Consider the following 23589-nt stretch of genomic DNA (forward strand, 5'->3'; position numbering starts at 1 on the left):
TTTACAGCAGATCCGTGTCACTTTCGAGGCTGATTCCAGCCGCCGGTTTGTCCTCACGCATGCCCACGTAGACGGCATGTCGCAGCTTGCCACTGGGGGTGATCTCCATGAATTTGATCTCCACCACCACGAGCGGCTCCACCCACACCACGACGCCACCTTTGAGCGCAGGCGGCGAGCTCAACGGCGGGGCGTCGCGTTCAAGCGAACTCAGTCTGACCCGCAGCTGGGCGAGCTCCCGATTGGAGAACCCAGATCGGACACGACCGGCGTAGACCAGTTGGCCTGCGTCGTCATGCAGGCCGATAAGGAGCGAGCCTATGCCTGCAGCGGCGCGGGTGTAGCCCAGCACAATGAATTCCTGACGGTTGTTGCACTTGAGCTTGACCCAGTCCGGGCCGCGCTCCCCGGTGTACCGACTGCCCTTTCGTTTCCCCACAAGCCCTTCCAGTCCGAGCTTGCACGCGCTGACTAATAGCGAGGCCGGGTCAGCATCAAGGGTGACCGAGAAGTGCACGCATTCCAGGTCGCACTGTTCCAGCAGCACTCGCAACAGATCGCGGCGGTGTTCTACGGGCTTGTTGCGTAGGTCGGTACCATCAAAAAACAAGAGATCGAAAGCGAAATAGACAAGGTGATCCGTCTGGCCACTGCTGAATGCCGCCTGTAACGGCTGGAAGGCGGGTATGCCTTCTTCATCCAGGACAACTACTTCACCGTCCAGCCATGTGCCGCGTGCTGGCAGACGGGCCAGATCTTTGGCGAGACGCGGCATTCGATGCGTCCAGTCGAAACCGTTGCGAGTGAATAGCGATACCCCGGTATCGATACGCGCTAGGAGTCTGTAACCATCGAATTTACTTTCCCAGAACCAAACGCCCGCCGGCGGCCGGCCCACCAGACTTACCAGTTGAGGCTTGATGCGCTCCGGGAAAGCTGTCTTCTTCGATGCCATAGCGCTCTCAGTCACGGACACCCCTATGCAGTGGATGCTGGCGCGCGGCAAAAGGTCCGAGAACCTCAACTCGGCGTTAAATCTCGGCCCAGGTACTCAAACCGTGGAGCAATCCTGCCTGCCCCTGCTGATATCGTTTCGTCAGCCCCTTCTGGCACAAACGACCTGAGCTCAGACTTTGCTCATCAACTGCAGAAACAACTTGAGGCCAATCCCGTGACCGCCACTGTCATCGACGCAAACACCGCCAATTTCCACTTCACCAAGTTCCAGGTTCAGCGAAGCATTCTGCTGGTGGGCCTGAATCACAGTTATCACCTCCCGATCGACGACCGCCAAGACGAAGCCCTGCTCGCCAGTGTCTCCGGGCCGAATGGAACACGCATTTACGGCCCCGATGATGGGTTGCAACTGATCGTCAATGACATTGGAGGCGAGGAATTCGCGATGATTGTCAAAGAGGGCGACGACCTCTACCACATTGCCAACTCCTTCACAGATCCAGCTTGCAGCTTGCCGTCGGCAGAATACGGTGGTGTCGTCTGGCAAGTTCAAGGTTTCGCATCTGATAAGCCGAATGACGCCTTCACACTGTCGACTGGCGACGATGAGGCCGGCATTCGCAATATCTGTGCTGCCTTGCAGTCGATGGTAGATGCACGCGACAAGGTGCGGACCTACAACGACAAGGTCAATGCGGCAGGCCGAGCGCCCGACGGTAACGACTACAACGCGGTGCTGGACATGTTCGGCCTCTAAGGAGCTGCTGCAGACGCCCGGACACTTCAGGCAAACAGGCACTGACAACAGAAAGCCCCAACCTCCTCCCACAAACGCTGAACGGCGAAACTAGGGAGTGATGGATGGGGCTTTCTACATTGAGGGAGCATCTGCAATTGGTCGTGACGGCATGCTCAAGCCTTCACCCATAGCTGAGACTTCACCATGACCACCACCCGCCGTATCCATTGCCCACTGCTCGATCGCCCCGCCACGCTCACCAAGAAGCCTCTCCTTGGCCTGTTAATCGAAATCGGTAACTCAAGGTCCTACAGCCAAACAGAAGTTGATTGCGATCAATGGGAGAGCTGCCCCGACGGCGGCAGCGACATCTGCCCCCGTCGGGTTTTCGAGAGGAAATTCAACAGGGAGTGAGTTGAGCCTGGAGCACGCCGTGAAGAACGCCGAGGTTCGGTTTCAAATCCGATCCTCGGTGTTCAAGTTCGGGGTACGTTTAGTCCCACGCTTCGGAACTGAATTGGTTCCAATGTTTAAATGTGGGTTTCGGCCCCAGGAGGAAGAAAGGAAGGTCTGCTAACCGGTGTGTGACGCTGAACACCGAAAACACCTGTTTTTTTCCGTGCAATTCGGGATTTAAGGTTTCGCTCAGTTCTTGCTGTCGCGGTCGTCTCTGTATATTGGGTCGAGATATCGGGGTCGAAATACCTGCTTCCTCGACTCGTTGCAGCCAAGGGAAGATAAGACCACTCCAACTATCCAGCCGAAGGCGTACCAGCCACCATTGTTGGGCACTGAATAGATTGCAATTGATCTGTCGAAAAGGTGCCCAATCATGGAGATAGGCGCGATAAGCCCATGCCACACACCCGTAAAAAATCCTGGGGCCGATGCGATCACTGTTTCAGCCGATTGTGTCGCGCAGCCCGCCAGAATCAATGCGGACAATAACGCACCGAACATAGCCATACGCCGAATGTTCATACTATTTTCCCTGGTCAGCGTGTAGCTAACGAAATGGTTGCATCAGCAGCAAGGAGAAAGCGCGAAACCATGGTCAACGCCTCTGTCATATCGGGAACGTCGAAGCAAGTGGTCTCCAAGTCATCGAAGCTGTAATCAGTCCGGTCCGCACCTGTCGCAATCGTGATGCTCATATCGCCACCGCCCTGACCAGTCATGTCAACGGACAGATATTCTGTGCGGCGGAGACGGTAGGGCCAGACAGAGGCGCTGATATTTCCGGTCATTTTTGAGCGCGCTAACTCCGCCATCTTGGATGCCCAAAGTTCAACCTCTGGCAGTACCCTGGACCAACTCGGCCCAATATCGCTGGTGCACGCCGTAGTGGCCGTTTCGGCGGTCGCATTGACACCGACTATGGTTCTGCCGCAATTAGGGCAGAGGTCACCGTTGCTGACGGCGGAAGAAATTACCGAACCGTCCGCAAAGCAGCGATACCGGTGCATTTCGTTGACGGTGATGAATTCACCATGGCAGTTGTGGTTCAACGTGATTTTCCCCGTTCAATTCGATTGGGCAGTCGGACAAGGAATAATCTTGTTCACAACCTTCATTTTTGGCTCGCCGGGTACTCTTGGTATCTCGGCAATAGAGCTGGTCGACTCTGTGCATTTGCCCTCCGCCAGCGTAACGACGGCGCCAACCCAAACGTGGCCCTGTTCTACTGCAATGCTTTTTTGAAGATCCTCGTAAGTGCCGAACGCCTTGGACCATTCGATTTGCTGCGGCGTCATGCCTTCTGATCCAGGGTAAGTACGCTTGATGTACATGACCTCATGTCCATTTTTTGAAAGCACAACCGGTGTTGGTTCACCCTGCGGTGTTGCCTGCGCCTCGATCTGGATGCCTTCGGCTGTGTCATGCAAATCTTTCGGCGGTGGAAGGTCCGCCTGATCCTGCTTTGGCGAAGACGCGCAGCCGGTAGCCAGCACAACAAAGGCGGCGGCAAGTGCGAAGTGAGCGTGCTTTTGTTTCATTTGAAATCCTCAGGTGCCAGGGCTTTTATTGCCGTAGGCCAGCTAAGCGGGCCAAGGGTGTGTCTCGTGTTCTCGCGTTGCACGCTTAGTCGTAATTCAGCGCCCCCCCCCCCAGAGGGCTCCATTCAACAGCGACCACTGTATTCAAACTGAATGGGGGTGCCAGTCAAAACCAGGGCTGGAAATTCAATGGTCAGGATTGGCACTGGTAAGCAATTTTCCTCCTCGGGTAAATGCCCTCTCGTTTCTTCGCGAAGGGGTTCTGGCTCACTTAGTCCCCCCTCAAGATGGACCCATAACGAAATCAGACCCAAAGGAAAGCCAGCATGTCGCTTTACGATGACTTGGAAAAAACCCTTCGTTCCACCGGCTACGTAACCGGCGGCCAAGCAAGCGAGTTGGCCCACTCTGTCGAAGTGCTCATCAACGTCCGTGAAACGGCTCTCCTTGCAGCCCTGACCGCGCTGCAAGGGCGTCTGGATAGGGTTCAGGGCTTGCTGGCCACCGCAAACGAAGGTACCGACGCCATGAACGCAGACGAATACAAAGTGCGGGGCGTGGAAACGATGGAAGCACTGTCTGAAGCTGGCTTGTTCCAGCCGATGGACGTACAGGCCATTGTTTCGAGCAGTACCTCGCCACAGGCCCGGGTACGACTGGTGATCGACAACACTGGCGGCACCATCCACACCACCTACGCCAACCACCCGCTGGACATCGTGATCCTTCGCCGTGACCAGGCCGACGTGGAAGACTGCAAGCACGGCTACGTGACACTTGAGGGTGAACCAGTCGCTCTCTCCGAAATGAGCGCCACGGGCTACGGCGATAACCAAGACGTCGAACACTACTTCGATGAGATCGAATTCAAACGTTAAACAGGCAAAGCCCGGCTTGCGAGGCGATCGTGGAGAACGACAATGCGCACCAGCTGGAACGTGAAACATCACCGAAATGACGAGCCCTAGGAGCCTTTATGGCCGACGAACTTAACGCTACCCCGGCACAGCTGGCCGAGGTAAAACTGCTGGTACCGCAGATCGCTGAGCGCATCAACGCGTTCCAGTTGGACACCATCGCTACCAACCTGGACTTTCTGCTGGCTCCGGACGCGAGTGTCCGCGACTACCTTCAACTCCTAGTCAACGAAGACGCTGCTACGGCTGATGAACTGGTCAATATTGTACGCACCGTTCGAATGACACAATTGCGCCCAAGCATGGACGCTGCTGTAAACGGTGCCATCGCACAATATGGCTATGCAGTACAGCGCGTCTTCGCACATGAGGATCAGCCGGCATTCGCTTACAGCATCGGCCTGACCGGAGCGGTAGGATTTGAATTGCTCGCGATCGCGGGCCAAGACCCTAATCTGCTCGCGCATGTAGTGGGTGCTTATGCAGAACTGGCCAAAGCGCACGAACGCATCGAGCAAGAGCGCAACGACGTCATCGAAATGGCTTCTACACCCGGCTACGGCGTGCGGACAAAGTGCATTCTGGTCGAAGCGCGGGTCGCCACAGGGGAATTCGTGAAACAAACCCGGGGTGAAGTGAAACGCGTTTATCAAATCCTCATCGCGGACAAGAACAACCTGTTGCCCGACGAGCAGGGCTACAGCAAAAGTTGGCCACAACCCCGGTTGCCCCGCCCGCTGGCATAGAACAACCTTAAACGCTGCACAGTCTATGAAAGAGTCGACAGACCGGCTCATTCAGCACCAAAGTTGGGGCCCCAGGTTTCGGCCCCCTCCCCTAGAAACTGACTCCAGCCCGCCAGTGGCCCGGCCAAATCAAAATGCTTTACTGAGGGGCATTTTATTTTGGCGGGTGGTTCTGGCACTACCTACCCGCGCTGAGAATGAGGACATCACAGCCAATCGGTAACCATCATGCTCACAGATCAACAGCTGAACCTCACCACGCTCTGCATGGCATACAACGCCCTGCTGTCCAATAGCCTTGGTCAAGCACTGCTACTGAATGACGTGCACGTTGCGCTGCAGCGGGACAACAATCTTTTCATTGCACCAGTTACGGAAGGCAAAGTTGATCTCGGCAACGCCACGAAATTGGATGCAAACGCTCTTGTGGCCGCTGCCGGGGACTGGAGCAAAGACAAAGTTGATGCGGCCATCAATGCCGTCCTCACGCCGGCATTTGTCGCACTGGTGCCTGCGAACCTTTGCGACTTCAACGTCGACGCTGTGTGCTTCGAGCATGAAGGAGACCACATCCAAGACCCGACCATATCGGAATGCGGACGGTTCAGCGAAAGTCCTGAGTACTACGGATTCGCGCAGCTCCATGGCGGTGAATGGTCACTGGGGCTGGATGACGGTGACCGCCTGCAGGTCGATCGGGATTGCAAGACGTTCTCGCGCTTCAACGTGCTCGGCGAAGTGACCGCACACGTCACCATTGCCGCCATCAAGTTCGAATTCGAGAAGGAAACCACTTGAGCAGGCACGCCTGAGGTCACCACTAAGGCTATGAGTGCGATCGCCCCATTGTTAGACGGATAGATTGCACTCGTTCGAGCCCGGTGCCCACCTCATCGCTGGGGCACAAGGCGCTGAAGAGCGGCCCTTCAAGGGATGCGTGGGATTTGGCAGGCCATCCGTTAAACTCAACGACTGTTCGATAGATCCAATAATCCAGGGAACTACAATGGCCGCATCAATACCGCTCACCCCAACATCAGAACAGGGCGTCAAGGCATTCTTCGAAGGGCTGTGCGCCATCGTTGAGACAATTGAACAGGGCGCACCCGCTGAAGCAGGGATAGCAGTCACCCCTTCCATGCGGGACTTGCTCGAGCACTTCTGCCATAGCGACGCTCGGTATTTGCGCGTGGTAGCCAATCTGTACGTTGTCCGCCGGGTAGACATGAAGCAGTGCAACGTGCGCGCTGCCTGAGTCCCATGCCTGGCCATTTATGCACCGGTTTAGCGTCTACCACTGAAGACAGGAAACGTATTTTGAATTTGAACGAAACATTCGAAACGCCTAAAAACTTGGTCGCCGTTCTTGGTCAACAGCCATCAAGCAAATCTGAGTTGCTCGTCTACGTGGCCAACTGGAAGGTGTACGCCGATTTCCTAATGGACCAAGCCAAGGCGCGTAGAACCCAGCCTAATCACCCACTCAACGCAGAGGCGGGCCAGCAGAAATTTGTAGCCGAGGTTTCCAGCTTCCAGGAAACCTACAACCAAGTGTCAACGGATCTGCGGCTCGGAAAGTTCAAACTCTCTGGCGACGAAATGCGCCGGATTGGCAACCACTTCAGCGAAGCAAACATTGTGATGGAGCAAGCCTTCGCGATCCACCAGACGGCGGCCTAAGGCACACTACCTGGGCGGGTGGGCTATTGGTGAAACCCGGAAGTGTCCACCAGTTCTTTCCAGAAAAATCGGGGGGATTTTGACTTGTATCCCTCCCCGTCTTTGCCACAACCTTTAAACAATGACCGGCTCTCGCCCGGCGGTAACGCGCCGGCATGATGGCCCGACTTAATCGACTATGAAGGAAGTGCCAATGTCTGATGGAAATTTAAGAGTTGCCGAGATTTCCTTTGGCGGGGAAAAGGTGGTTTTTGAAAGTCCTGACCCGGTCGAGGTGGCCAAATGGATCTTCGACAACAACAAGTACCCAGTGCTCATCGATTGGATGGACAGTGGCTTTGCCATTACCAAGGCTGGTGAATCAAAACAGCTTCGCCACTCTGGGCTGATCAATCTCTTTGTGGAGACATTCTATCCGCCGGCCATTCAGAAGCGTGATGAGTTGGCAATCGTGATGGCAAAGCAATCCAGCCTGACTGCCGCCCTATCCCTGGCTCAACTTCGCGCAGAAATTGAAGAGGGAACAGGGCAGTCGAAAGAAATGTTTGATGAAATATTTCCTCGTTAGGCGACCCGCCTAACCATCTGCAGCCAGAACATCGGTTACCGACAAGAACTGATCCTGGTCCCGGGCCGGTGCGTCGTTGCCGAAGCCCGATAGTGATCCCCTCCCCCGGCGCTTGCTGGAAAAACCGGGGGTAGTTTCAACTTTTTCTTCCCCCCCGCTGTTGGCACAATCGCCTCCCCCTGAATATTCCTTCTGCCAGCACGGATGAGTGCGGCAGAACAGGGCGGCGTTTTCAATGACGTCTGCCGCTCACCACAGAATTTATGAGGATTCACCATGCTGGCTGTTTTTTGGGATTACATCGGTTTCCTGGGTAAGGTGGTGACTGTGCTCATCGCCGCTGGAATCTTCGTCGCCATGCTGGCGGCCGCCAGAAGCAGCGGAAAGCCCAAGAAAGGTGAAGGCTCCCTGAAGGTACGCGTACTCAACGACTTCTACACCAAGCTGCACAAGGCCGTGGGCAACGTGTTGCTGTCCAAGGCCGAGATCAAAGCGGCAAAGAAGACCGAGGCCAAAGCTGGGAAACAGCTGAAGAAGGAAGGCCTGTCTTCTACCGACAAGCCGAAGGTGTTCGTCATCGACTTCACCGGCGATATCCATGCGTCTTCCGTGCAGTCGCTGCGCCACGAGGTGACGGCGGTCCTGGGCCACGCCAAGAAGGTAGACGAAATCGTGCTGCGCCTTGAATCCCCGGGTGGCGTTGTCGATGGCTATGGCCTGGCCGCGTCCCAGCTGGTGCGTATCCGTGACGCCGGCATACCCCTGACCATCTGCGTCGACAAGATTGCCGCCAGCGGCGGTTACATGATGGCCTGTCTCGGCAACAAGGTGATGTGCGCGCCCTTCGCCCTGCTCGGCTCGATCGGCGTCGTTTCTCAGTTCCCGAACGTGCACCGCCTGCTGAAAAAGCACGATATCGACGTTGAGACCATAACCGCCGGTGAATTCAAACGCACCCTGACAACACTCGGCGAAAATACAGAGGCCGGGCGCGAGAAGTACAAGGAGGACCTCACAGCCATTCACAACCTGTTCAAGGGGTTCGTCAGCAAATACCGACCAACGCTGGATACCGACAAGGTGGCCACCGGCGAGTCTTGGTTTGGCCAATATGCACTCGACCAGAAGCTGGCTGACGAGTTAAAGACCAGTGACGAATACCTGCAGGAGAAGGTCAACACTTCGGATGTGATCCACATCCAGTACGAGTTACCTAAGGCCGGCGGCCTGAAAGCACGCCTGGGTATCACCATGGCGACGGTCTTGCAGGATGCCCTGGCAACCTTTGCGAACCGCCGTATTGGTTCCTGATTCATTTTCAGCATAATGACCGCGCCCTCTACCGGCCCGAACACGCCCTGCCCTAAAAAGTGGGGCTAAGTCCGTAAAGGATGCGGGTTCTGCACCAAAATCCTTGAAGGAGAGCCTGTTTGGCTGGAGATAACGTGGGATACATCAAAGTTGAACGGAAGAAACTTTTCAGTGGAGCAGCTTTGCTGATTGTGGTTGTTTGCGGCCTCACGGCCATAGCCACTAACGCCCTTGTGCGTGAGCGTACAATGAGCCGAATCATTCTGTCGGGCGTCGATAGGAACTTCGATTCCGATCGGTGCATGAACATAGTCTTCGATACGCCGAAAAAATAATCAGGATTTACAACTCATGGTTGACGTCACGATTCTTCCAAGCGAGGAAATTCCTTCACAGATCACTGCTCGACACGTCATTCGTTCACTTGGTGAACACTGGGACGCATTCCTCGCTGCGAACAACATTTCCGGCTGGCAACAGGACGACGATTACGTTCTTCGGGATGACCGGATCGCCGACCTTCTACTGATCATTAGCGCCACGTCTGGTTTGTACCTTGGACAGTTCAAGCGAATGGCCATGAGGGTGAAGGTGCTATCCCAGGAATCAGGAAACAAACTCCCAATATCGGTCATCAATGAGTTTTTGGCCAAGGCACTCGGTTACTACAGTTATAACTTTGCCTACAAATGCCGTACCACAGATGACTTCATTGAGAACGTCTGGCCAACGGGGGAAGCTTTGAGTTTTACCGAATTGGATGCAGAGGCCGCCGACGTTAGCAGGCACCTCAAAACAAAAAACAGACTGATGGAGCGCTTCAAACTGAACATCAGGCGTGATCGTCTTGCCAATGAACACAGAGCGTTGAAAGCCGGTCGCCGGGAAAAACTTACGGCACAGCACCACTTACCCCTACTGTTCAGATAGCTTCATTGGAGAGTGCCCCGGAGTACCGATTGCCCGCGAGAGCCAACGCCTCAGAGGGAAATCAAACGTCATACCGGGGCGCTCTACCAATGAAGCTTTGCAGCACAAGGTTCCAGCGCCAGCAGCGGCGGTACCAGTGCACGAATATTCGCAGTTCACCTGAGGATTTAAAATGTCGCAGCCAGCATCGCCCTCGATCGCGGAAACCGTTCTCGCGCAATTCCGGGCTACTCACGTTGTCGCGGTACCGGAAGGCCAAGTGGCGGCGGCGGTAAGCCATCGCAAGTCCTCCGACCTATCCGACCCGCGTCGCTCTCTGCACCTCATCTTCGCCGACGGCTCGGACATTGGCATCCACGGTGCCGAGGTGATCGCAGCCTCAGAAGCTGGCGAGGTTTATCCCATTGAGCGCCGAGAAGCTGCCTTCAAGATCGCCCCTGAGCTCAATGACCAGGCGCGGCCGCTGCCTTCACTCGTGACTGACGTGATGGTGAAGGCTGCTATGCAGTCGTTGATTGAGACCGGCCTGATCCAGGGCAATGCCGACGCAGATGCGTTCGTGGCCAACCTACCATTGGTCAAAACCATGCTGCAGGCAGCAATCGACGCGACCGAAGGAAAATGAAGTTCATGAGCGCCGTCCTGGGCGCCTTACTCGGCCTTGGGATTGGTTACCTATGGTTGGCCTCGAAACAGTTACCCGAGCATCTCCGGGACCCAGAAGCGGTGACCACGGCACTTCGTGAACAGCATGATGCTGCCCAGGCCAGGGACAATGCAGAGATGCAGGGTTCCTGTAGCGCGGAGAGTGTGAAGGCTCTGCCAAGCGGCATGATTGCAACCTGCAGCGAAGCTCACACCTGGCAGTTGCCCAGCCTGGCCGCCAGCCAGTAAAACAAAAGGAAGCAGCATGAATCTGCTGGAGCTTATCCTCGGCCGTGAACGTTATATTGACCTTCATCGCGCCCTGACCTGTCGTTTTGGGTTCCACACCCCGAGAGTTACCCCATCGGGCCAATCGGCCAATTTCTGCGGTAGGGGTTGCGGAAAGGTATTTAACCCCAACGCGTACCAGGACTACATCGTGACGCTTAAGGATGGTTCGGTGTTCCACGTCAGTGCCGTCAATGAGTATCACGCGGGTTCCGTGGTTGTTTATGGACCCGACGGTTCAATTGACGAACATGGCCAGGCCCGGGAGCCTGTGCGCGTCCACCGTGAAAATATCGCGACCATCAAACTTAAAGACCCTTTTTCGAAGGTAGAAGCTTAATGTCCCCCACGAAGCACGAAGGCCTGATCCTTGACACCGGCACCCGCACCGTCGATGTGATTCATCCTCAAACCCTCCCACCAATCGATGCAGAGGGTTTGCTCACAGCAGCCAACATCCTGGAGAAAATCGTCGCCGGCGAATCGGTCAGTGCCGATGCAGAGTTGGAGCGCGCGGCCACTGCCGTGGCGCAACTGGCCGGTGCAATGGGTTCATTGATCGCCCTCTCAGCCTGCGCGGCAATCGAGGTCGCCGCCTCCCCAAAGCCTGCCACCCTCAGTGACCCGGAAAAGGATGAGCTTTCGCGCTTTGCCCAGGTCCTGCGCGAGTTCGCACCGTCAGTGAAACAGTAAAAAAGCGGAGCAGGCAATGAAGTTGAAAGGTGTAATCGCGCTAGTCCTGGTATCAGGCTTTGCCCAAGGGGCTCAGCGAATTGATATCCCGGTTGAGGTCACGACCGTCAAAATTGACCAACCCACCCCCGAGCGTTGGGAAGAATTTCAAGGCGTGCACCAGGACAAGGCTGCAGGCTTGATCGCTGATGGCCAAAATGCCGGCGGTGCATGCCATGAGCTGTCTGCCAAAGGCACCGTGGTCTGCTACTTCCCGCCAAACGTACCGAGGACAGTTGGCATCGACTGGGAAAAAGTGAAAGAAGCCGGGCTTTAACCGGACTCACCTGCCGGCCAGGCGAACAACTCAACGACCAATGAATAGTCGCTGAAAGCCGAGGTTCGGATATCGGCCCCACAGACTGTCGAATGCGTAGGTACAACTTTGACCGCTTTCACTGGTTGGACTCAAACGAGTGAAGGCCGGCGCGCTCACGAACACAACTCCGGCTAAGTGGGGATGCTCGGCATGCTCAAACAGATACTTGGCCAGATTGAACAAGTCGTTTTCCTCGGCACCCGCTTCGGCCTTTAGATCCTCAGCCGAATGGCGCTCAACACGCATCACCAAACAACCCGGGCGTTCGCCAGTCATCTGCTTGCGGACGGCTTGCTTGGCTTTTTTCTTCATCTGTTTATCAAGAGTGCTTGGGATCACACACCCAACCCGGATGGCCAAATGGCTGCCGTCAGGCAGTTCAGTGATGACCTGGTGGGACGGATGGTCACCCAGCAAGAAATTTGAGAGGGATCTGAGCGCCTCATCCTCCATGCCGGCGGGCAGCTTGCTAATGTCGCCGCCCTGCAAATCAATCCGACAAACCCCATCCAAATGATGATCAGTACGCGCGAGGGCCTCTCCAACGGCAAGCGCCAACTGTGCCTGGTCAGATACATTGGAGGGAATGGCACTCTCCATAGTGATCGAGATGCCATAAAAGTGCTGCGGGAGATCAGGAAGGGCCTTCAAGGCCCAAGGCATCAAGCGATTGATGAATTCCAGGGCGGTGTCTTCATGGATGGCTTCGCCCGTATCGGAATCGAACGTCTTGCACTCGAAATCGACCAACCCGATTCCGGGCACGTCGACCAGCATGTCGAAGTTCTTGCCGGGCTTGTCTTCCTCCCGCCACTCAATGGAACACCCCAAACGACTTAAGTGGGTGGCGATGCTGAATTCAAACTCGATCCCGCGCATCGTGTCTGGCTTACGTAAAGCACCATCTACGCGCGCTATGGCTTTGCGAGCATTGTCGGGTGTGGAGACATCCAGTATTGCCAAAACCTGCGCGGCAAAGCCCATGGCGTGCTTAACCGACTCCCATTTCGGCCCGTACGCCGCCCCAAGGCCGAACTTGTCGAACTCGACCAAACCGTAGGCGATCATATAAACCCGGAGTATCCAGTCTTCCATGAGCGAGTTGGCTTTCACCTGGTACTGAAGATTCTCCACAGTCTTCATCCAAGGCTTGCGGTCAAAATGGTGGACCAGGTCCGAGTAGATCTGGGGGAAATCGTCCATGCGGACGTCGGTAATCATCGCGCCAGCTCCTTGCTCGAATCAGCGACCGTCAGGCCAGACCGTAGGAACTGAAGCCGCGTTTCCAGCTGGTTTAAACTCACACCAGTCGCACCCGCAAGCGAGGAAGGCTCACCGGTTGAAACCCCGAGCTCAGCGGCCGCTACCCGCTTCAACTCAGCCGCAACGAGCCGGATGTAACTCATCCATTCTGTGACCATGCTTTGAGTGTGCGTCATGGCACTGGGCAGCCAGCTGTTAGGGTGGCTACCAGGCACCGGCGACAATCCCAACTCATTCCCAACCAGTGGAAACCAAGCGAGGAACAGAGGCAGCATGCAAAGCGGGTGTAAAGGCAGATCCGGATCAGCCAGCGCCGCCGGCAAGTGCTCCAGCAGCATCCCGCTCGACTCTTTGGATGGCAGATCTTGCAGCAGCTGAAGCCGTCGGGAAGAGGTCACCGGGTACCCATCTGCTGTCAGCACGCGGGACATGTATTCGACGGTGGCCGACAACGCTGGCGCTTCAGGGAAGGACAGGTGAAGAGAATCAGCAGGGGCAGAAGACATTGGAGGTCTGGGCTCTTTAATCGATCTGGCGATTATACCCGGCGGTTATGCCCCCACGCGGCCACAATTGACGAACCACAGGTAAGATCCGACTCAGTACCCCTGTTTCTGAAGGTCGGAAATGATTCGCACCTGCGGCTCAAGAACGATGTCGCTCATTCGCCCAGGTCGGGGCGTCACGCGGTATACCTCGGTTCCTTGCGGATCAGCTGCCAATCCCTCCAATACCGCAGCGACATACCGTCGCTGCAAACTGACGGTCTCGCCGCGGACGAGCATTTGACGAATCTCGGCGATGGTGGCCATGTAGCAATCCCTCGTAAATGCGGATGTCAAAAGTCAGTCCGAGGCTGACCTATTCAGCTCGAGGCTCAGTGCCTTCAGTAACTTTTTCCGGCTCACCCTCTCGGAGATACAGCAATGCTCCCCTGACAAAATAGAACCCATTCATCCCAGAAAAGGCAAGGGTGATAAAGCTGCTCATGACCACGAACGCCGAATTGCCTTGGTCTGCGACCGTGAAGTAAATGGCGAACCCAAGGAGCATGGAAGCAAAGTTTAAGGCTGTGGTGTCAAGTCGGCTCATAAAATCCCTATCGGTAAGTGGAAGCGGAAATGGGTGTCAATCAACGCGGCGAACTCAGGTCGTGTCTCATCGGGGCTGGAGCGGCCTTACTCTAGGGCCTGAAAAATGACCCGGTCGGCAAAATCCATCTGTTTGTGCGTTGCCCAGGCCACAGTCACCAATTTCGTTCCGGGATACTTGTTGATAAACCACTCCTTTTGGGATTCGGTCAGACCTTCCCACCAGGCGTCTGCCTCTTCGTAGTCCGGGTGCATGGATTCAGCGATTCGCTCCCTGGCGGTCGGTTCACCTGGCTCGCAGGCCTCATCAGCCATGTCTAGCAGGTGATCCATCGTCATAGGCTCGGAAGGAAGGTTCGACTCCAGTTTGTAGCTGTAGTGGCTTTGCCTGGTGTGGGAGCCGCTACCTGAGCTTGAAATCCCAAGGCAGTCGATGATGTTCAGCAACACTTGACCAATCATTGGCTGATCTTCCCTGGCGAAATCCAGTTCGATTGTGAGCTTGGCTTTGATGCGATCAGGGAGTTCTGGTTTGTTCATTTGAGGTCTACCTGCAAATCGCGGACGCGAATGTCGCACCCTGGTGATGAGATTCTACCAAAAGCCCAATCAAGGGCCGAGGTGTGCAGTTAGCCGCTCAGGGCCCGGGTCAATTCTGTTGCCGATATTGCTCATTGATCTGCTGCATGCGGTTTTCATTATTCCGGTCGATCGACTCTTTTTCCTGACGCAGATGGCCAACAACCTGAACCAAAACGACGGCTCCTATCCAGCAGATAAGCCCACCTTGCCAAAGTGTTTTCCTACGATCAGCCAGTTCTTCATCTGACTGTGCCCCTTTCTTCAAGAAAGGCCAGGCAATCAGCATCACAATCAAAATGCTGAATCCCACAACGGCAAGTTCTATCAATTTGTCCATACGACTTTCCAAAGCCCGTTAATTTTTTCCGCCAAGGATGACAGCGACAATCCAGGACAGGGGTGCAGGAATGTCACCGGGGTACCCATCGCGTAGTAACTCGCTTTGTAACTCTGCGCTTTGAACCCAAAGTATGGCTATGAGAACTGCAGTACCGAGGGTCGCAGCGCTTGCGAGATACCTAACAAACCGACGAGTTTTCGAGGCTTGACGGGCTCGGTGTTGCAACACCAACGCGCATTCCGCTTCGCTGAGCGTTTCAGGTCGAATAATCATGATTTCCTTTCACTAATTTGTTCATCAGCTGGGCTTATCTGGCTAGTCGATCTTGCCAAGGTATTTGCGCAAACCGGCCTCGCCGCGATGGGGCAAAGAAAGGTAAGCAGTCATCACCCGGTCAAGGCTCCGATCCAGAAGCATCAAGGGATGACCGACGCCGCCGGTGTACATCGCTTGCCCACATGCCACACCACATTCAAACAACCGAAGATCGCCGGTTTCCTCACCACCCATTGAGTTAGCGAACAGATCGTTTTCGTCATCCAGGTTGTAGTACTCGATGGAGTCGGGACTGACCTCCCAAATCGCTACCAGCAGTTCCCTTAACAATCGACGGGCCTCTGGCCGGCTCGGCGCTTCAAAGAATACGACGCGCTCCATTGCTTTACGGTCCTTCCAATTGGAAGCCGTAGAACTTGCGACCGCACGATAGATCATGATTCACCCCTCGTTTCTGAAAGTGGGTTAACGGTTGGTCGGGTACCGAGGTATTTCGCGTAACTCTGATCGAGCATGTCTTTGATTGCTTGAAGCGCCCCGGGGTTTACCTTGTCAGGGTCCTTAAACAAAGGATCATCCATATTCGCTGGGCAAAATTCCCCGGTGACCAGCGGATTGTCGAACTTGATGATGAACACCTGACCATTAAACCGACAGGTCTCCCAGGGCTTCCAATTAGTTAAAAAGTCAGAATCGGATTCCATTGGGTTCCTTCCTGCAGCTGTTAGGTTTCAGGGCGACTGGTGTTTCAGGCTTCCCTGTGGGCGTCGGGTACATCCGGGGGATGAGTGGATCATTCTACCTTTACTTCCCAACACCGGGCTTCACAAGCCAGCACCTCGATTAGGTGCTCCAGGCGAAGCTGTTGCCCTACAATCAATGATCAGTGTATGGCCAAGCCTCAGACTCCGGTCGTACCGGCAAACCCCGCGCAGCGTCTACATACCCCAAGCGAGCCAACCGCTGCGCCCGGTACGTGAGCACTCCGGCAAATGACCATGGCAACCCTGCCTGACGGCGTTTTCGCCCACTCATATAGGGCACATCGACGTTTATCGAATAGTGCCCGGCCGCCTCAGCTCGTAAACGGGCAGCGTAGCGTTCGAGGTGCTCGGTCCGCATTCGTATTTCCAAAGGGCAGATGAGTTGTGAGCCGCCAGCATAACGCCGCACGCCTTACCTTCAAGAGCAGCCGGATGACGGCTGACTGGTGGTTAAATAGCCCCTGGGCCCGACGATCTAAGTGATTCGAAAAGTTGCGTATGCCGGTTCTGGCACAGGACACCACTCCATAGGATTGCCACATCGAATTTCGATAAATCCCTTGGAGAAATACATGAAGACTCAAAAAATCGAACTGTCCCGCGTTCAAGTTCAGCAACTGGTTGATCACTGCGAAAAGCACAACCTCAAACAGTGGTTTATCGCAAAGAACCAAGGCGCGTATGTCGGCGCGTTGGCTGGACCAGCGGAAGAACAAAAATGGATTTTCTTCTTCAAGGGTTGCGACCCTCAAAAAGACCAAGACTGGTACGACACTGCGCGCGCCAAGTTCGGTGGTGATGACTTCAGCGAAATGCAGGACATCGAATCCCTCAAAAGCACGCTCGCTGATACGACGATGACCGCTATTGAAGTTGTGGTCACCACCCGCCAAATCAAAATCATCATGATTTCCTGATTCGTCAGTGCCAGCTCAAACAACCGGGCACTGCTCGATGCTGCGATCTGGCACGTTTACCAAAGGCCAAATCAATGAGCTTCTCTGAATACGATGCACACCGTGTCAACACCCAGCAAACCACTCAGGACGTCTTGTCGCTGATCGAATCCCGGGCAACGGGTCCCAGAGGTGAGCAGTTGCTGACTGAGGTCCTGAGCCGCGTTCTCCAGAGTGCCTTCACCAAGCCCAGTGGCTTTATTGAAACGGTGATTTCTGAGAGCCTGGCCAACGCAGCCGCCGGCCATGTTGGCTCACAGATCAAGGGGTGGATTGCCCTTCACCAGTGGATGGTCAAGGAGGGCTACACCCATGGCAACGAATGGGAATTGGGGAGTGCCGAGCGCTACGCGTGCGCGATGGCGGACGAGGATCGCTTCAAATCGTTCGTTCTGCGCACCCAGTCCCAAACATTCTTGATCGCAATTGAGCTCTGCGAAGGGTTCGAACTGGGAAGCCGGGGCGAAACGCTGACGGTCCCAAAGGTCGGAATCGATATCCGCCTGTGTCAGTCCCCTGCTCTCCAGCGTCCATGCCACTTGGGGTTCATGCTGAACAAGCCAGAGGCCCTCCGGTCTCCTTACTTTTTCTGCAAGGGTGCCGAAGATCGAGGTTATGTTGTGAGTGTCCGGCCCGACATACTCGGCAGCGGCTGGACTGCTGGCAAGCGAGCGCCTGACTGGCAACTGCTGGCCTACGCAATCCAGGAACTGAATTCTCTCTGCGTATCCAGTTCGCTAGAGCAGTAAAGCGTGCTGGAGGTGTTATTCACCTTCAGGCACAAGCGCCCACCCAAATTGGAGATCCCCATTGAGTATCGGAATTGAATCGGCCAGTTCGGCAGCCTCTACCCCACTCCCGGACATTGTTTTGAACGCCGATGAGCAGGCCGTAGTCGCCAAAGAGGTTAAGTCCATGGCCTCGACACTGAGCATGCTGGTGCAGATGGCGGCGAGTGGCAGGGAAATTCCCCATGCGACCGCCGCGATGGCCCTACGGAGTGTGGAGCACACGATCCAGAAAGTGGGAGGCATCCTCAAAGTAGAGACGCAAACGGCCGCGGCGATTGAGGAGCGCCACATCAAGCTGCGCACCGCCAACCTACGCGTGCGTGCATTGGAAGCACAACTCGGCCAGGCCCAAACACCGTCAACAACACTGCTGGCGCTGCGCAGCCTCAAAGAGCAGTTGACCCGCTGGTGGGAGCTGGAAGGGTTCGGGCACGTGAGTGAAGTTATTTTCGAGTCCTATGGTTGCCGAGCAAAGCTGTGTTGCCATCTGTACGGTGACTTTCCACTCGTTGACTCTCCGACCCCGATCACCGACAAGGAACGCAAAGCTTTGTGGTACGAGAGCCTGCGCGATCGGGGTTTCGAACTGGAGTCATCCAATGGAGATGTGGCCGTCGTCGACAACGATGCCAGCCGTAAGGTACTGGCCGCCCTGATTACCTCGCGACTCCCCTCAGGGAAGATCGTTGGAATCACCAATTCTGTGAGCCGCGGAGCGAGCATGCTCACTATGAGCGAAGTTGACGTGAGGATCACCGATTTGGAAGACATCGCCGCCCTTCCAGTAACCGCCAAGTAAGGGTATTCAGGGCGTGGCGGTTCTCGATGGCGGGTACCGGTGGTCGAAGACAACTCGCCAAATCGGCATATGCCGACTAATATCCGGCATATGCCGAATAATTAGGAGATGGCCATGTTAGCCGAAGTCATGCGTGAACCGGCCTACGGTGCGTACCGCATCCGGCTGAACGCCCTGCTGCAAATCCCCACCGACGCATCCGAACTGGAGATCCACGACATCATCCAGGACGGGTTCGCTGCTGGCCGCTTAATGTCGCTCTGCGACCAAGGGGAGATGACGCCTCTTGAGCGAGACCAGATCATTCCACTCAAGACGCTCAAGAACCGAGTGGCCAAAGAGCAGAAGCTGACAGTTGATGAGAGTGATCGCCTGTTCCGTGCCGCCCACATCACGGCCATGGCCGACGCCGTCTTTGGCAACGATGAAAAGGCTAAACGCTGGCTGTCCAAACCCAAGGACCGGTTCTCAGGGCGCAGCCCGATGGCAATGTTGTCCACCGTCCAAGGAACGAGGCAGGTCGAGGAAATGCTCATCCAGCTGGCCGAGGGGTATTCTTTTTGATCCTCTGGCGTATCAGCGCCTTTGCAGATCTGACAGGCCGCGGTGGCGTGCTGGCCGGCGGGCGGTGGCACAACGCTGGTCGGCCTGTTGTTTATCTGGCTGGCACGCCGGCCGGGGCCTTGCTTGAGATCCTGGTGCATTTAGAAGTGGACCAGGAGGACCTGCCAGATACGCTTCAACTGCTGAGGGTCGAGATTCCGGACGATGTCCATATCGGTGCGACACCATCTCTCAAGCCGGACTGGGAGGCCGACATGAAATACACCAAGGCCTTAGGTGACACCTTTTTAAAAGGCTGCCCTTCTCTGCTACTGCCGGTGCCGAGCGCGATCATGCCGTACGCCGTCAACTATCTTTTCAACCCGCTTCACGTCGATTCAGCGAGGGCCACACTCACGGGCGAGGCATTCAGGTTCGACAATCGACTTTTCAAGAAACCCTAATTCCATTCCAACGCCTGGGATTGGCTGGCAGCCCAGGACAAGCGGCATTTCAGGAAGAAGCCATCGATGCGCATGTATGACGAAATCTCCCCACGCTGGAAACAGGACGCCAAGCGTTCGACCAAACCACTGACCATCCTCTCGCCGTATATCACAGGTGACGTAGCCCTCAACCTGGTCAAAGGCAAAGCCCACGCCCGGATCTACACACTCTTCGAGGCCGAAGTTTTCGTTGCCCGCGGATCGTCCCTGGACGACATCAAGCGGCTAATGAAAGACCACCAGGTGTATCGCCTAGATGGCCTGCACGCCAAGCTAGTGACCGACAACGCCAGCTTCGTCACCGTCGGCAGCCAGAACCTCACCAGAGGCGGGCAGTTCAACAATGAACTCAGCGTACACCTCTGGGATAAACCGGCGCGCCAACAAGCAATGGCCATCGTTGAGCCCTGGCTTGAGGGTGCAACCCTGATCACGCCAGCAATGGTCGCGGACATGGAGAAGGACATCGAGCGGCTCCGGGCGATGTACCGCAAGTTCAAGGAAGAGTGTGACAAGCATCAGGGGAAAGTTGATGCCGCGGCAAAGCAGTACGCGCGCCGGGAGCGCCAGGCGGCGCAAGCGAAAAACCGGGCGGTGATCGGGGCCAAATTGAATAAAGCCCTATCTTCGGGTGCGACGAAGACCGGACTGGTGACAAGAAAGGACGTGGTCTCCACCCCATTTCTCAAGATCGATAACAATGCGAGCCTGTTGACGTGGGAGCGCCAGCGCGGGAACGATATTGAACTGCGCAAGGGGATGCGCTACCTATGTTTCCTGGACTCAAACGCTTTCGGATGGGCCAGGGTTGCTGAGAAGCAAATTACCCGGATCGGATTGAATATCAAATACGGCCAAGGCACGGTCAAGGAATTCCCTACCCTGACCATGGTGCTGTCGGTGCGCCCAAAGGATCTTGTAGGGAAGCCTGACGGCACCAACCTAGTGGTTAAGCTCTTAGACGGGAAGAAATCGGTGTGCACGGTACCGGTGTCATTCTTGCTCGATGAAGTCACTGCCTTCCCCGCGCGCCGGCCGAAATTTCCTCGTCCCCCAAGACGTCCTGGCCACCTACCATCGCCACCACCAGCCAGCCCGGCATTATCCAGGGAGGTGACAACCTGGATTGCCGCCAATAAAACAAAGTTTGAGCTGCTCGTGTGCAAGCGCGCCACTGAGAGCTTCACCTATGCGGAAGGAAGGAAGTTGGCCGGCGTCAGCGCCTCTGCGTTCTTTGGAGAGGTTGGCACTCGAGTCAATGTGAGCGTCACCAAGTTCGGCAAGCATCCGATCCTGTACGTCACACCGCGTGAAAACCACGGGTAACAGGATGGGCCTCCTGCGGTCTATCCTAGGAACAGACCGCTGAGAGAGCCCCGAAATGTGCAGCCACTACGAAGCGCCCACGGCCGACCGCCTGTTGTTCGGCTACGGCGTAACCCCTGACCAGCCCTTCAAAAATGACCTGTGGCCAACCTATACCGGACCCTTTATTCGTTCCCGCGCACAGGAATCCATGGATGACGGCGACCACGAGTTCGAGGCACTGACCGGGCAGTTTGGCCTGCTCCCGTTCTGGGCCAAGGACAGAACCCTGGGCCGGCGCACGTACAACGTTCGTTCAGAAACTGCCGACAGCAAACCCTCATACAAGTCTGCGTGGAAGAAGGCACAGCACTGTGTGATACCGGCCGCAGCGATCTACGAGCCCGATTGGAGAAGCGGCAAGGCGGTACCGACCAGGATTACGCGCAGCGACGAAGGCGTCATGTCGATCGCCGGGCTATGGGAGCAATGGCGGAGCCCTAGCGGCGAGATAGTGCACAGCTACTCGATGTTGACAGTTGCGGCCGGCGACCACGAGCTCATGAAAAACTATCACAAGCCCCAAGATGAGAAACGAATGGTGGTGATCCTCAGCAATGGGGTAATCAAGGACTGGTTGAATGCCACGGCGGAAGAAAGCCATGAATTCCTGCGGATGTACCCCGCTGATCGACTCAGGGCCGAAGCCCAGCCAAAGTAGTCGACGCCGGCGACAACGCCGCGCGGCACCCCTCTATTAGCCTGGCTGGAGAGTGACTTTCATCTTGGTGCCAGCTGGTATGGGTTCCGGCAACTCACCCAGCCTGATGGTTCCGTTTACAGCTTCAACGACGTTTGCGCTGCCACATTGCTTACGCTGAACGGTCAAAATCCAGTACTTCAATGGCTCCTGATCAAAGGTTTTCGCTACCTTTTGGAACAAGCGCGCGAAGAACCCGGTTGCTTCCGGTGCCGCTTGACTGGACAGTTCGCCGAGATACCGGCAGCCATCGGCGCTAGCAAGGGACACAACCTGGCCGGCCTCTGGATCGATATCCTGGATAGGGGCGATTACTTCTTCGGCGGCAGCTGCTGCAGTCGAAATGCACGCGAATGCAAAAGCAATCAGCAGAGTGTGTGAATGACGCTGAGTTTTAAGCATGTGTTCAGTCCTAATATTGAGTTTTGAGATCTTGGCCCAGTTTCAGGTCAGTGCCTGGTATGCGACCTTGACTGGGCGGGGACCAGGTAAAAGTTACGTCCGATCGCTTGCTCAGAAACGTTGCGCCGGAACGCCGAAGGCGCGACGTCACTGACTTCAGGCTGAGTATCAACCCGGGTCATCCAGTAGCCGCGACCAGACTCCCAGGAGTCGCAGTAATACTGGTGACCGTCCCAGGCATGAAACGTACGACCAATTGTGCGGTGAGCCGGGTGGGACTCCGGCGTTTTGATTACGGTTTGAATCACGGTGTTCACTCCTGCTCAGGTTGGGCCGTATGCGGCCCAACAATTGGAAACGAATGACCTACTTCCACGCTACATTGGCCGGCTTGGTGAAAACCCAAACCGATGGGAAGCTGGTATCAACCACGTCGCAATCCAGACACGTCAGCTTCATGGGGTCGGACATGTCGAAGGTCACTGTCACGCCCTTGACCTCTTTGAGGGGGGTGGTCGAGTAGTCCACGCTGTACTGCGTCAGCAAGAGCTTGTTGTTTTCAACCCGACGTCTGAAGCTGAATGTCATTCGGTCATCTTTCGCACGATCGGCGCTCATGCGAAGGAACGTACCGTCTGTGAACTTGCCAGGCGTCGCGTAGGCGATGTTCATTTGTGTGTTTTGCAGGTTGAAGCCAACAGGCTGGTAAACGCCTTCCTTGAGGGCACCCTGGTTGCTCCAACTGTCCGTGGAGCCCACCGCCACTTCCTTCACCCAAAAGCCCTGCCAGATGCCGTACCCCTTGGCGAAGCCGCCGTTTGCCAGTGAACCGTAGGTGTAATCGCCAGCTTCAGGGCTGAAACCCGCGACCTTTTTGCCGGTGGCGTCCTTCAGAACAGCTGTACGGCCATCGCTGGACACCTCAACCGTCAACCCTTCGGATTGTTCCGGTGTCAGGCCCTGGCCTTTCAACGTGGCTTTATCGCCGTCGATGATCAGGGTGAAGATTTTTTTGGTGTCCGGTTCCCAGTGCTTGTACACCCCGCCGAACCCGTCAAAGCCGTGCGAACCGCCAGCTGCAAAAATGGGAGTTGAAACGAAAGTTGCCGCGATTGCGATAGATAGAAGGCCGCGCATGATTTTCCTTGTTGTTCATTCAGCGTTGAGGGTGGAACAGTCAACAAAAGGTGTGACGCTCATTTTCTGCCGGTGCTCTAGACAGAGGGCCGTGAGGTTTCAGTCGCATCTTCAAAACCAGAAGTGTTCAAGCACTCACGAAGCATTTCAGGGGTTAACGGTCTGCTTTCCGCGTTTGCGACCAAAACGACGAGGTCCTGGCACAACGAAAGTGCACGCCATCCATCCTCAAGGACACGCAGTTC

35 protein-coding genes are annotated in these 23589 nt (G+C 55.8%); 22 read left to right on the forward strand and 13 right to left on the reverse strand.

Annotation, left to right across the window (positions count from 1 at the left end):
* Position 1 precedes the first annotated feature (1 nt).
* Positions 2 to 955 (reverse strand): non-homologous end-joining DNA ligase, encoded by a 954-nt coding sequence (gene ligD / locus QF010_RS04450; protein WP_429380963.1) that lies wholly within the window; start codon positions 953 to 955, stop codon positions 2 to 4.
* A gap of 216 nt (positions 956 to 1171) precedes the next feature.
* On the opposite strand from ligD, the gene QF010_RS04455 reads away from it, so the two are divergent.
* Entirely contained in the window at positions 1172 to 1714 is a 543-nt protein-coding gene (locus tag QF010_RS04455; protein ID WP_429380961.1) for a hypothetical protein, read from the forward strand.
* Positions 1715 to 1900: 186 nt separating this feature from the next.
* Positions 1901 to 2110 carry a hypothetical protein gene (locus tag QF010_RS04460; RefSeq protein ID WP_429380959.1) on the forward strand — a complete coding sequence of 70 codons (210 nt, stop codon included), beginning with the start codon at positions 1901 to 1903 and terminating at the stop codon, positions 2108 to 2110.
* Positions 2111 to 2691: 581 nt separating this feature from the next.
* Here QF010_RS04460 and QF010_RS04465 read toward each other — a convergent pair.
* Both QF010_RS04465 and QF010_RS04470 read right to left on the reverse strand, forming a co-directional pair.
* Positions 2692 to 3204: a hypothetical protein gene (locus QF010_RS04465; RefSeq protein ID WP_429380957.1), complete on the reverse strand. Its 513-nt coding sequence runs from the start codon at positions 3202 to 3204 to the stop codon at positions 2692 to 2694.
* Between the two features lie 15 nt (positions 3205 to 3219).
* Positions 3220 to 3693, reverse strand: coding sequence for a hypothetical protein (locus QF010_RS04470; RefSeq protein ID WP_429380955.1), 474 nt, complete (start codon positions 3691 to 3693; stop codon positions 3220 to 3222).
* A gap of 326 nt (positions 3694 to 4019) precedes the next feature.
* Here QF010_RS04470 and QF010_RS04475 point away from each other — a divergent pair, with 326 nt between their 5' ends.
* The 13 genes from QF010_RS04475 to QF010_RS04535 all read left to right on the forward strand — a co-directional run bounded on the left by QF010_RS04475 (position 4020) and on the right by QF010_RS04535 (position 11787).
* Positions 4020 to 4571, forward strand: coding sequence for a hypothetical protein (locus tag QF010_RS04475; protein WP_429380953.1), 552 nt, complete (start codon positions 4020 to 4022; stop codon positions 4569 to 4571).
* Between the two features lie 98 nt (positions 4572 to 4669).
* The gene (locus QF010_RS04480; RefSeq protein ID WP_429380951.1) at positions 4670 to 5356 is read left to right on the forward strand and encodes a DUF4262 domain-containing protein; all 687 of its coding nucleotides are present in this window, start codon (positions 4670 to 4672) and stop codon (positions 5354 to 5356) included.
* A 228-nt stretch (positions 5357 to 5584) separates the two neighbouring features.
* A complete protein-coding gene (locus QF010_RS04485; protein WP_429380949.1) occupies positions 5585 to 6154 on the forward strand; it encodes a hypothetical protein in 570 nt (189 codons plus the stop codon).
* 208 nt (positions 6155 to 6362) lie between these two features.
* Entirely contained in the window at positions 6363 to 6611 is a 249-nt protein-coding gene (locus QF010_RS04490; RefSeq protein ID WP_429380947.1) for a hypothetical protein, read from the forward strand.
* Between the two features lie 62 nt (positions 6612 to 6673).
* Positions 6674 to 7036 (forward strand): hypothetical protein, encoded by a 363-nt coding sequence (locus tag QF010_RS04495; RefSeq protein ID WP_429380945.1) that lies wholly within the window; start codon positions 6674 to 6676, stop codon positions 7034 to 7036.
* A 193-nt stretch (positions 7037 to 7229) separates the two neighbouring features.
* Complete coding sequence (locus tag QF010_RS04500) at positions 7230 to 7604, forward strand: hypothetical protein (protein ID WP_429380943.1); 375 nt, start codon at positions 7230 to 7232, stop codon at positions 7602 to 7604.
* 276 nt (positions 7605 to 7880) lie between these two features.
* Entirely contained in the window at positions 7881 to 8915 is a 1035-nt protein-coding gene (gene sohB, locus QF010_RS04505) for a protease SohB (protein ID WP_429380941.1), read from the forward strand.
* A 351-nt stretch (positions 8916 to 9266) separates the two neighbouring features.
* On the forward strand, positions 9267 to 9845 hold the full coding sequence (locus QF010_RS04510) for a hypothetical protein (RefSeq protein ID WP_429380939.1): 579 nt from the start codon (positions 9267 to 9269) through the stop codon (positions 9843 to 9845).
* 172 nt (positions 9846 to 10017) lie between these two features.
* A complete protein-coding gene (locus QF010_RS04515; RefSeq protein ID WP_429380937.1) occupies positions 10018 to 10470 on the forward strand; it encodes a hypothetical protein in 453 nt (150 codons plus the stop codon).
* 5 nt (positions 10471 to 10475) lie between these two features.
* A complete protein-coding gene (locus QF010_RS04520; RefSeq protein ID WP_429380935.1) occupies positions 10476 to 10739 on the forward strand; it encodes a hypothetical protein in 264 nt (87 codons plus the stop codon).
* Positions 10740 to 10755: 16 nt separating this feature from the next.
* Positions 10756 to 11118, forward strand: coding sequence for a hypothetical protein (locus QF010_RS04525; RefSeq protein ID WP_429380933.1), 363 nt, complete (start codon positions 10756 to 10758; stop codon positions 11116 to 11118).
* Positions 11118 to 11471 (forward strand): hypothetical protein, encoded by a 354-nt coding sequence (locus QF010_RS04530; RefSeq protein ID WP_429380931.1) that lies wholly within the window; start codon positions 11118 to 11120, stop codon positions 11469 to 11471. The genes QF010_RS04525 and QF010_RS04530 overlap by 1 nt, the downstream gene beginning before the upstream one ends.
* A gap of 16 nt (positions 11472 to 11487) precedes the next feature.
* Positions 11488 to 11787, forward strand: a complete 300-nt coding sequence (locus tag QF010_RS04535; RefSeq protein WP_429380929.1) for a hypothetical protein — start codon at positions 11488 to 11490, stop codon at positions 11785 to 11787.
* Between the two features lie 30 nt (positions 11788 to 11817).
* Here QF010_RS04535 and QF010_RS04540 read toward each other — a convergent pair whose 3' ends face one another.
* The 7 genes from QF010_RS04540 to QF010_RS04570 form a co-directional block, all read right to left on the reverse strand.
* Positions 11818 to 13050, reverse strand: a complete 1233-nt coding sequence (locus QF010_RS04540; RefSeq protein ID WP_429380927.1) for a hypothetical protein — start codon at positions 13048 to 13050, stop codon at positions 11818 to 11820.
* Positions 13047 to 13598 carry a hypothetical protein gene (locus QF010_RS04545; protein WP_429380925.1) on the reverse strand — a complete coding sequence of 184 codons (552 nt, stop codon included), beginning with the start codon at positions 13596 to 13598 and terminating at the stop codon, positions 13047 to 13049. Before QF010_RS04545 ends, QF010_RS04540 begins: the two co-directional genes overlap by 4 nt.
* A gap of 93 nt (positions 13599 to 13691) precedes the next feature.
* The gene (locus QF010_RS04550) at positions 13692 to 13904 is read right to left on the reverse strand and encodes a hypothetical protein (RefSeq protein ID WP_429380923.1); all 213 of its coding nucleotides are present in this window, start codon (positions 13902 to 13904) and stop codon (positions 13692 to 13694) included.
* Positions 13905 to 14270: 366 nt separating this feature from the next.
* Positions 14271 to 14723 carry a hypothetical protein gene (locus QF010_RS04555; RefSeq protein WP_429380921.1) on the reverse strand — a complete coding sequence of 151 codons (453 nt, stop codon included), beginning with the start codon at positions 14721 to 14723 and terminating at the stop codon, positions 14271 to 14273.
* 109 nt (positions 14724 to 14832) lie between these two features.
* Positions 14833 to 15102: a hypothetical protein gene (locus QF010_RS04560; protein WP_429380919.1), complete on the reverse strand. Its 270-nt coding sequence runs from the start codon at positions 15100 to 15102 to the stop codon at positions 14833 to 14835.
* A gap of 318 nt (positions 15103 to 15420) precedes the next feature.
* Positions 15421 to 15819 (reverse strand): hypothetical protein, encoded by a 399-nt coding sequence (locus QF010_RS04565; protein WP_429380917.1) that lies wholly within the window; start codon positions 15817 to 15819, stop codon positions 15421 to 15423.
* Positions 15816 to 16085: a hypothetical protein gene (locus QF010_RS04570; RefSeq protein WP_429380915.1), complete on the reverse strand. Its 270-nt coding sequence runs from the start codon at positions 16083 to 16085 to the stop codon at positions 15816 to 15818. Before QF010_RS04570 ends, QF010_RS04565 begins: the two co-directional genes overlap by 4 nt.
* Before the next feature lie 632 nt (positions 16086 to 16717).
* On the opposite strand from QF010_RS04570, the gene QF010_RS04575 reads away from it, so the two are divergent.
* The 7 genes from QF010_RS04575 (at position 16718) to QF010_RS04605 (ending at position 21766) form a co-directional block, all read left to right on the forward strand.
* On the forward strand, positions 16718 to 17062 hold the full coding sequence (locus QF010_RS04575; RefSeq protein WP_429380913.1) for a DUF3085 domain-containing protein: 345 nt from the start codon (positions 16718 to 16720) through the stop codon (positions 17060 to 17062).
* A 74-nt stretch (positions 17063 to 17136) separates the two neighbouring features.
* Positions 17137 to 17850 (forward strand): hypothetical protein, encoded by a 714-nt coding sequence (locus tag QF010_RS04580; RefSeq protein WP_429380911.1) that lies wholly within the window; start codon positions 17137 to 17139, stop codon positions 17848 to 17850.
* Between the two features lie 61 nt (positions 17851 to 17911).
* Positions 17912 to 18691 carry a hypothetical protein gene (locus QF010_RS04585; protein ID WP_429532494.1) on the forward strand — a complete coding sequence of 260 codons (780 nt, stop codon included), beginning with the start codon at positions 17912 to 17914 and terminating at the stop codon, positions 18689 to 18691.
* 114 nt (positions 18692 to 18805) lie between these two features.
* Positions 18806 to 19255: an antitoxin Xre/MbcA/ParS toxin-binding domain-containing protein gene (locus tag QF010_RS04590; protein ID WP_429380907.1), complete on the forward strand. Its 450-nt coding sequence runs from the start codon at positions 18806 to 18808 to the stop codon at positions 19253 to 19255.
* Positions 19252 to 19698: an RES family NAD+ phosphorylase gene (locus tag QF010_RS04595; protein ID WP_429380905.1), complete on the forward strand. Its 447-nt coding sequence runs from the start codon at positions 19252 to 19254 to the stop codon at positions 19696 to 19698. The genes QF010_RS04590 and QF010_RS04595 overlap by 4 nt, the downstream gene beginning before the upstream one ends.
* Positions 19699 to 19764: 66 nt before the next feature.
* Positions 19765 to 21066 carry a phospholipase D-like domain-containing protein gene (locus QF010_RS04600; protein WP_429380903.1) on the forward strand — a complete coding sequence of 434 codons (1302 nt, stop codon included), beginning with the start codon at positions 19765 to 19767 and terminating at the stop codon, positions 21064 to 21066.
* Positions 21067 to 21121: 55 nt separating this feature from the next.
* Positions 21122 to 21766, forward strand: a complete 645-nt coding sequence (locus QF010_RS04605; RefSeq protein ID WP_429380901.1) for an SOS response-associated peptidase — start codon at positions 21122 to 21124, stop codon at positions 21764 to 21766.
* 36 nt (positions 21767 to 21802) lie between these two features.
* On the opposite strand, the gene QF010_RS04610 is transcribed toward QF010_RS04605, so the two are convergent.
* From QF010_RS04610 to QF010_RS04620, 3 genes are read right to left on the reverse strand one after another with little or no spacing between them, the layout of a single operon-like run.
* Positions 21803 to 22207, reverse strand: coding sequence for a hypothetical protein (locus tag QF010_RS04610; RefSeq protein ID WP_429380899.1), 405 nt, complete (start codon positions 22205 to 22207; stop codon positions 21803 to 21805).
* 47 nt (positions 22208 to 22254) lie between these two features.
* Positions 22255 to 22515, reverse strand: coding sequence for a hypothetical protein (locus tag QF010_RS04615; RefSeq protein ID WP_429532495.1), 261 nt, complete (start codon positions 22513 to 22515; stop codon positions 22255 to 22257).
* A 58-nt stretch (positions 22516 to 22573) separates the two neighbouring features.
* Positions 22574 to 23248 carry a hypothetical protein gene (locus tag QF010_RS04620; protein ID WP_429532496.1) on the reverse strand — a complete coding sequence of 225 codons (675 nt, stop codon included), beginning with the start codon at positions 23246 to 23248 and terminating at the stop codon, positions 22574 to 22576.
* Between the last annotated feature and the right edge of the window lie 341 nt (positions 23249 to 23589).

The organism is Pseudomonas silensiensis (genome assembly GCF_050434865.1).
In the GTDB taxonomy this organism is placed as follows: domain Bacteria; phylum Pseudomonadota; class Gammaproteobacteria; order Pseudomonadales; family Pseudomonadaceae; genus Aquipseudomonas; species Aquipseudomonas fluorescens_W.

Excerpts from the sequence above, each read along its gene's own strand:
- ligD (WP_429380963.1), bottom strand. The coding sequence starts at position 955 with ATGGCATCGAAGAAGACAGCTTTCCCGGAGCGCATCAAGCCTCAACTG.
- QF010_RS04460 (WP_429380959.1), top strand. The coding sequence starts at position 1,901 with ATGACCACCACCCGCCGTATCCATTGCCCACTGCTCGATCGCCCCGCC.
- QF010_RS04470 (WP_429380955.1), bottom strand. The coding sequence starts at position 3,693 with ATGAAACAAAAGCACGCTCACTTCGCACTTGCCGCCGCCTTTGTTGTG.
- QF010_RS04475 (WP_429380953.1), top strand. The coding sequence starts at position 4,020 with ATGTCGCTTTACGATGACTTGGAAAAAACCCTTCGTTCCACCGGCTAC.
- QF010_RS04480 (WP_429380951.1), top strand. The coding sequence starts at position 4,670 with ATGGCCGACGAACTTAACGCTACCCCGGCACAGCTGGCCGAGGTAAAA.
- QF010_RS04485 (WP_429380949.1), top strand. The coding sequence starts at position 5,585 with ATGCTCACAGATCAACAGCTGAACCTCACCACGCTCTGCATGGCATAC.
- QF010_RS04490 (WP_429380947.1), top strand. The coding sequence starts at position 6,363 with ATGGCCGCATCAATACCGCTCACCCCAACATCAGAACAGGGCGTCAAG.
- QF010_RS04500 (WP_429380943.1), top strand. The coding sequence starts at position 7,230 with ATGTCTGATGGAAATTTAAGAGTTGCCGAGATTTCCTTTGGCGGGGAA.
- sohB (WP_429380941.1), top strand. The coding sequence starts at position 7,881 with ATGCTGGCTGTTTTTTGGGATTACATCGGTTTCCTGGGTAAGGTGGTG.
- QF010_RS04510 (WP_429380939.1), top strand. The coding sequence starts at position 9,267 with ATGGTTGACGTCACGATTCTTCCAAGCGAGGAAATTCCTTCACAGATC.
- QF010_RS04515 (WP_429380937.1), top strand. The coding sequence starts at position 10,018 with ATGTCGCAGCCAGCATCGCCCTCGATCGCGGAAACCGTTCTCGCGCAA.
- QF010_RS04520 (WP_429380935.1), top strand. The coding sequence starts at position 10,476 with ATGAGCGCCGTCCTGGGCGCCTTACTCGGCCTTGGGATTGGTTACCTA.
- QF010_RS04525 (WP_429380933.1), top strand. The coding sequence starts at position 10,756 with ATGAATCTGCTGGAGCTTATCCTCGGCCGTGAACGTTATATTGACCTT.
- QF010_RS04530 (WP_429380931.1), top strand. The coding sequence starts at position 11,118 with ATGTCCCCCACGAAGCACGAAGGCCTGATCCTTGACACCGGCACCCGC.
- QF010_RS04535 (WP_429380929.1), top strand. The coding sequence starts at position 11,488 with ATGAAGTTGAAAGGTGTAATCGCGCTAGTCCTGGTATCAGGCTTTGCC.
- QF010_RS04540 (WP_429380927.1), bottom strand. The coding sequence starts at position 13,050 with ATGATTACCGACGTCCGCATGGACGATTTCCCCCAGATCTACTCGGAC.
- QF010_RS04545 (WP_429380925.1), bottom strand. The coding sequence starts at position 13,598 with ATGTCTTCTGCCCCTGCTGATTCTCTTCACCTGTCCTTCCCTGAAGCG.
- QF010_RS04550 (WP_429380923.1), bottom strand. The coding sequence starts at position 13,904 with ATGGCCACCATCGCCGAGATTCGTCAAATGCTCGTCCGCGGCGAGACC.
- QF010_RS04555 (WP_429380921.1), bottom strand. The coding sequence starts at position 14,723 with ATGAACAAACCAGAACTCCCTGATCGCATCAAAGCCAAGCTCACAATC.
- QF010_RS04560 (WP_429380919.1), bottom strand. The coding sequence starts at position 15,102 with ATGGACAAATTGATAGAACTTGCCGTTGTGGGATTCAGCATTTTGATT.
- QF010_RS04565 (WP_429380917.1), bottom strand. The coding sequence starts at position 15,819 with ATGATCTATCGTGCGGTCGCAAGTTCTACGGCTTCCAATTGGAAGGAC.
- QF010_RS04570 (WP_429380915.1), bottom strand. The coding sequence starts at position 16,085 with ATGGAATCCGATTCTGACTTTTTAACTAATTGGAAGCCCTGGGAGACC.
- QF010_RS04575 (WP_429380913.1), top strand. The coding sequence starts at position 16,718 with ATGAAGACTCAAAAAATCGAACTGTCCCGCGTTCAAGTTCAGCAACTG.
- QF010_RS04580 (WP_429380911.1), top strand. The coding sequence starts at position 17,137 with ATGAGCTTCTCTGAATACGATGCACACCGTGTCAACACCCAGCAAACC.
- QF010_RS04590 (WP_429380907.1), top strand. The coding sequence starts at position 18,806 with ATGTTAGCCGAAGTCATGCGTGAACCGGCCTACGGTGCGTACCGCATC.
- QF010_RS04600 (WP_429380903.1), top strand. The coding sequence starts at position 19,765 with ATGCGCATGTATGACGAAATCTCCCCACGCTGGAAACAGGACGCCAAG.
- QF010_RS04605 (WP_429380901.1), top strand. The coding sequence starts at position 21,122 with ATGTGCAGCCACTACGAAGCGCCCACGGCCGACCGCCTGTTGTTCGGC.
- QF010_RS04610 (WP_429380899.1), bottom strand. The coding sequence starts at position 22,207 with ATGCTTAAAACTCAGCGTCATTCACACACTCTGCTGATTGCTTTTGCA.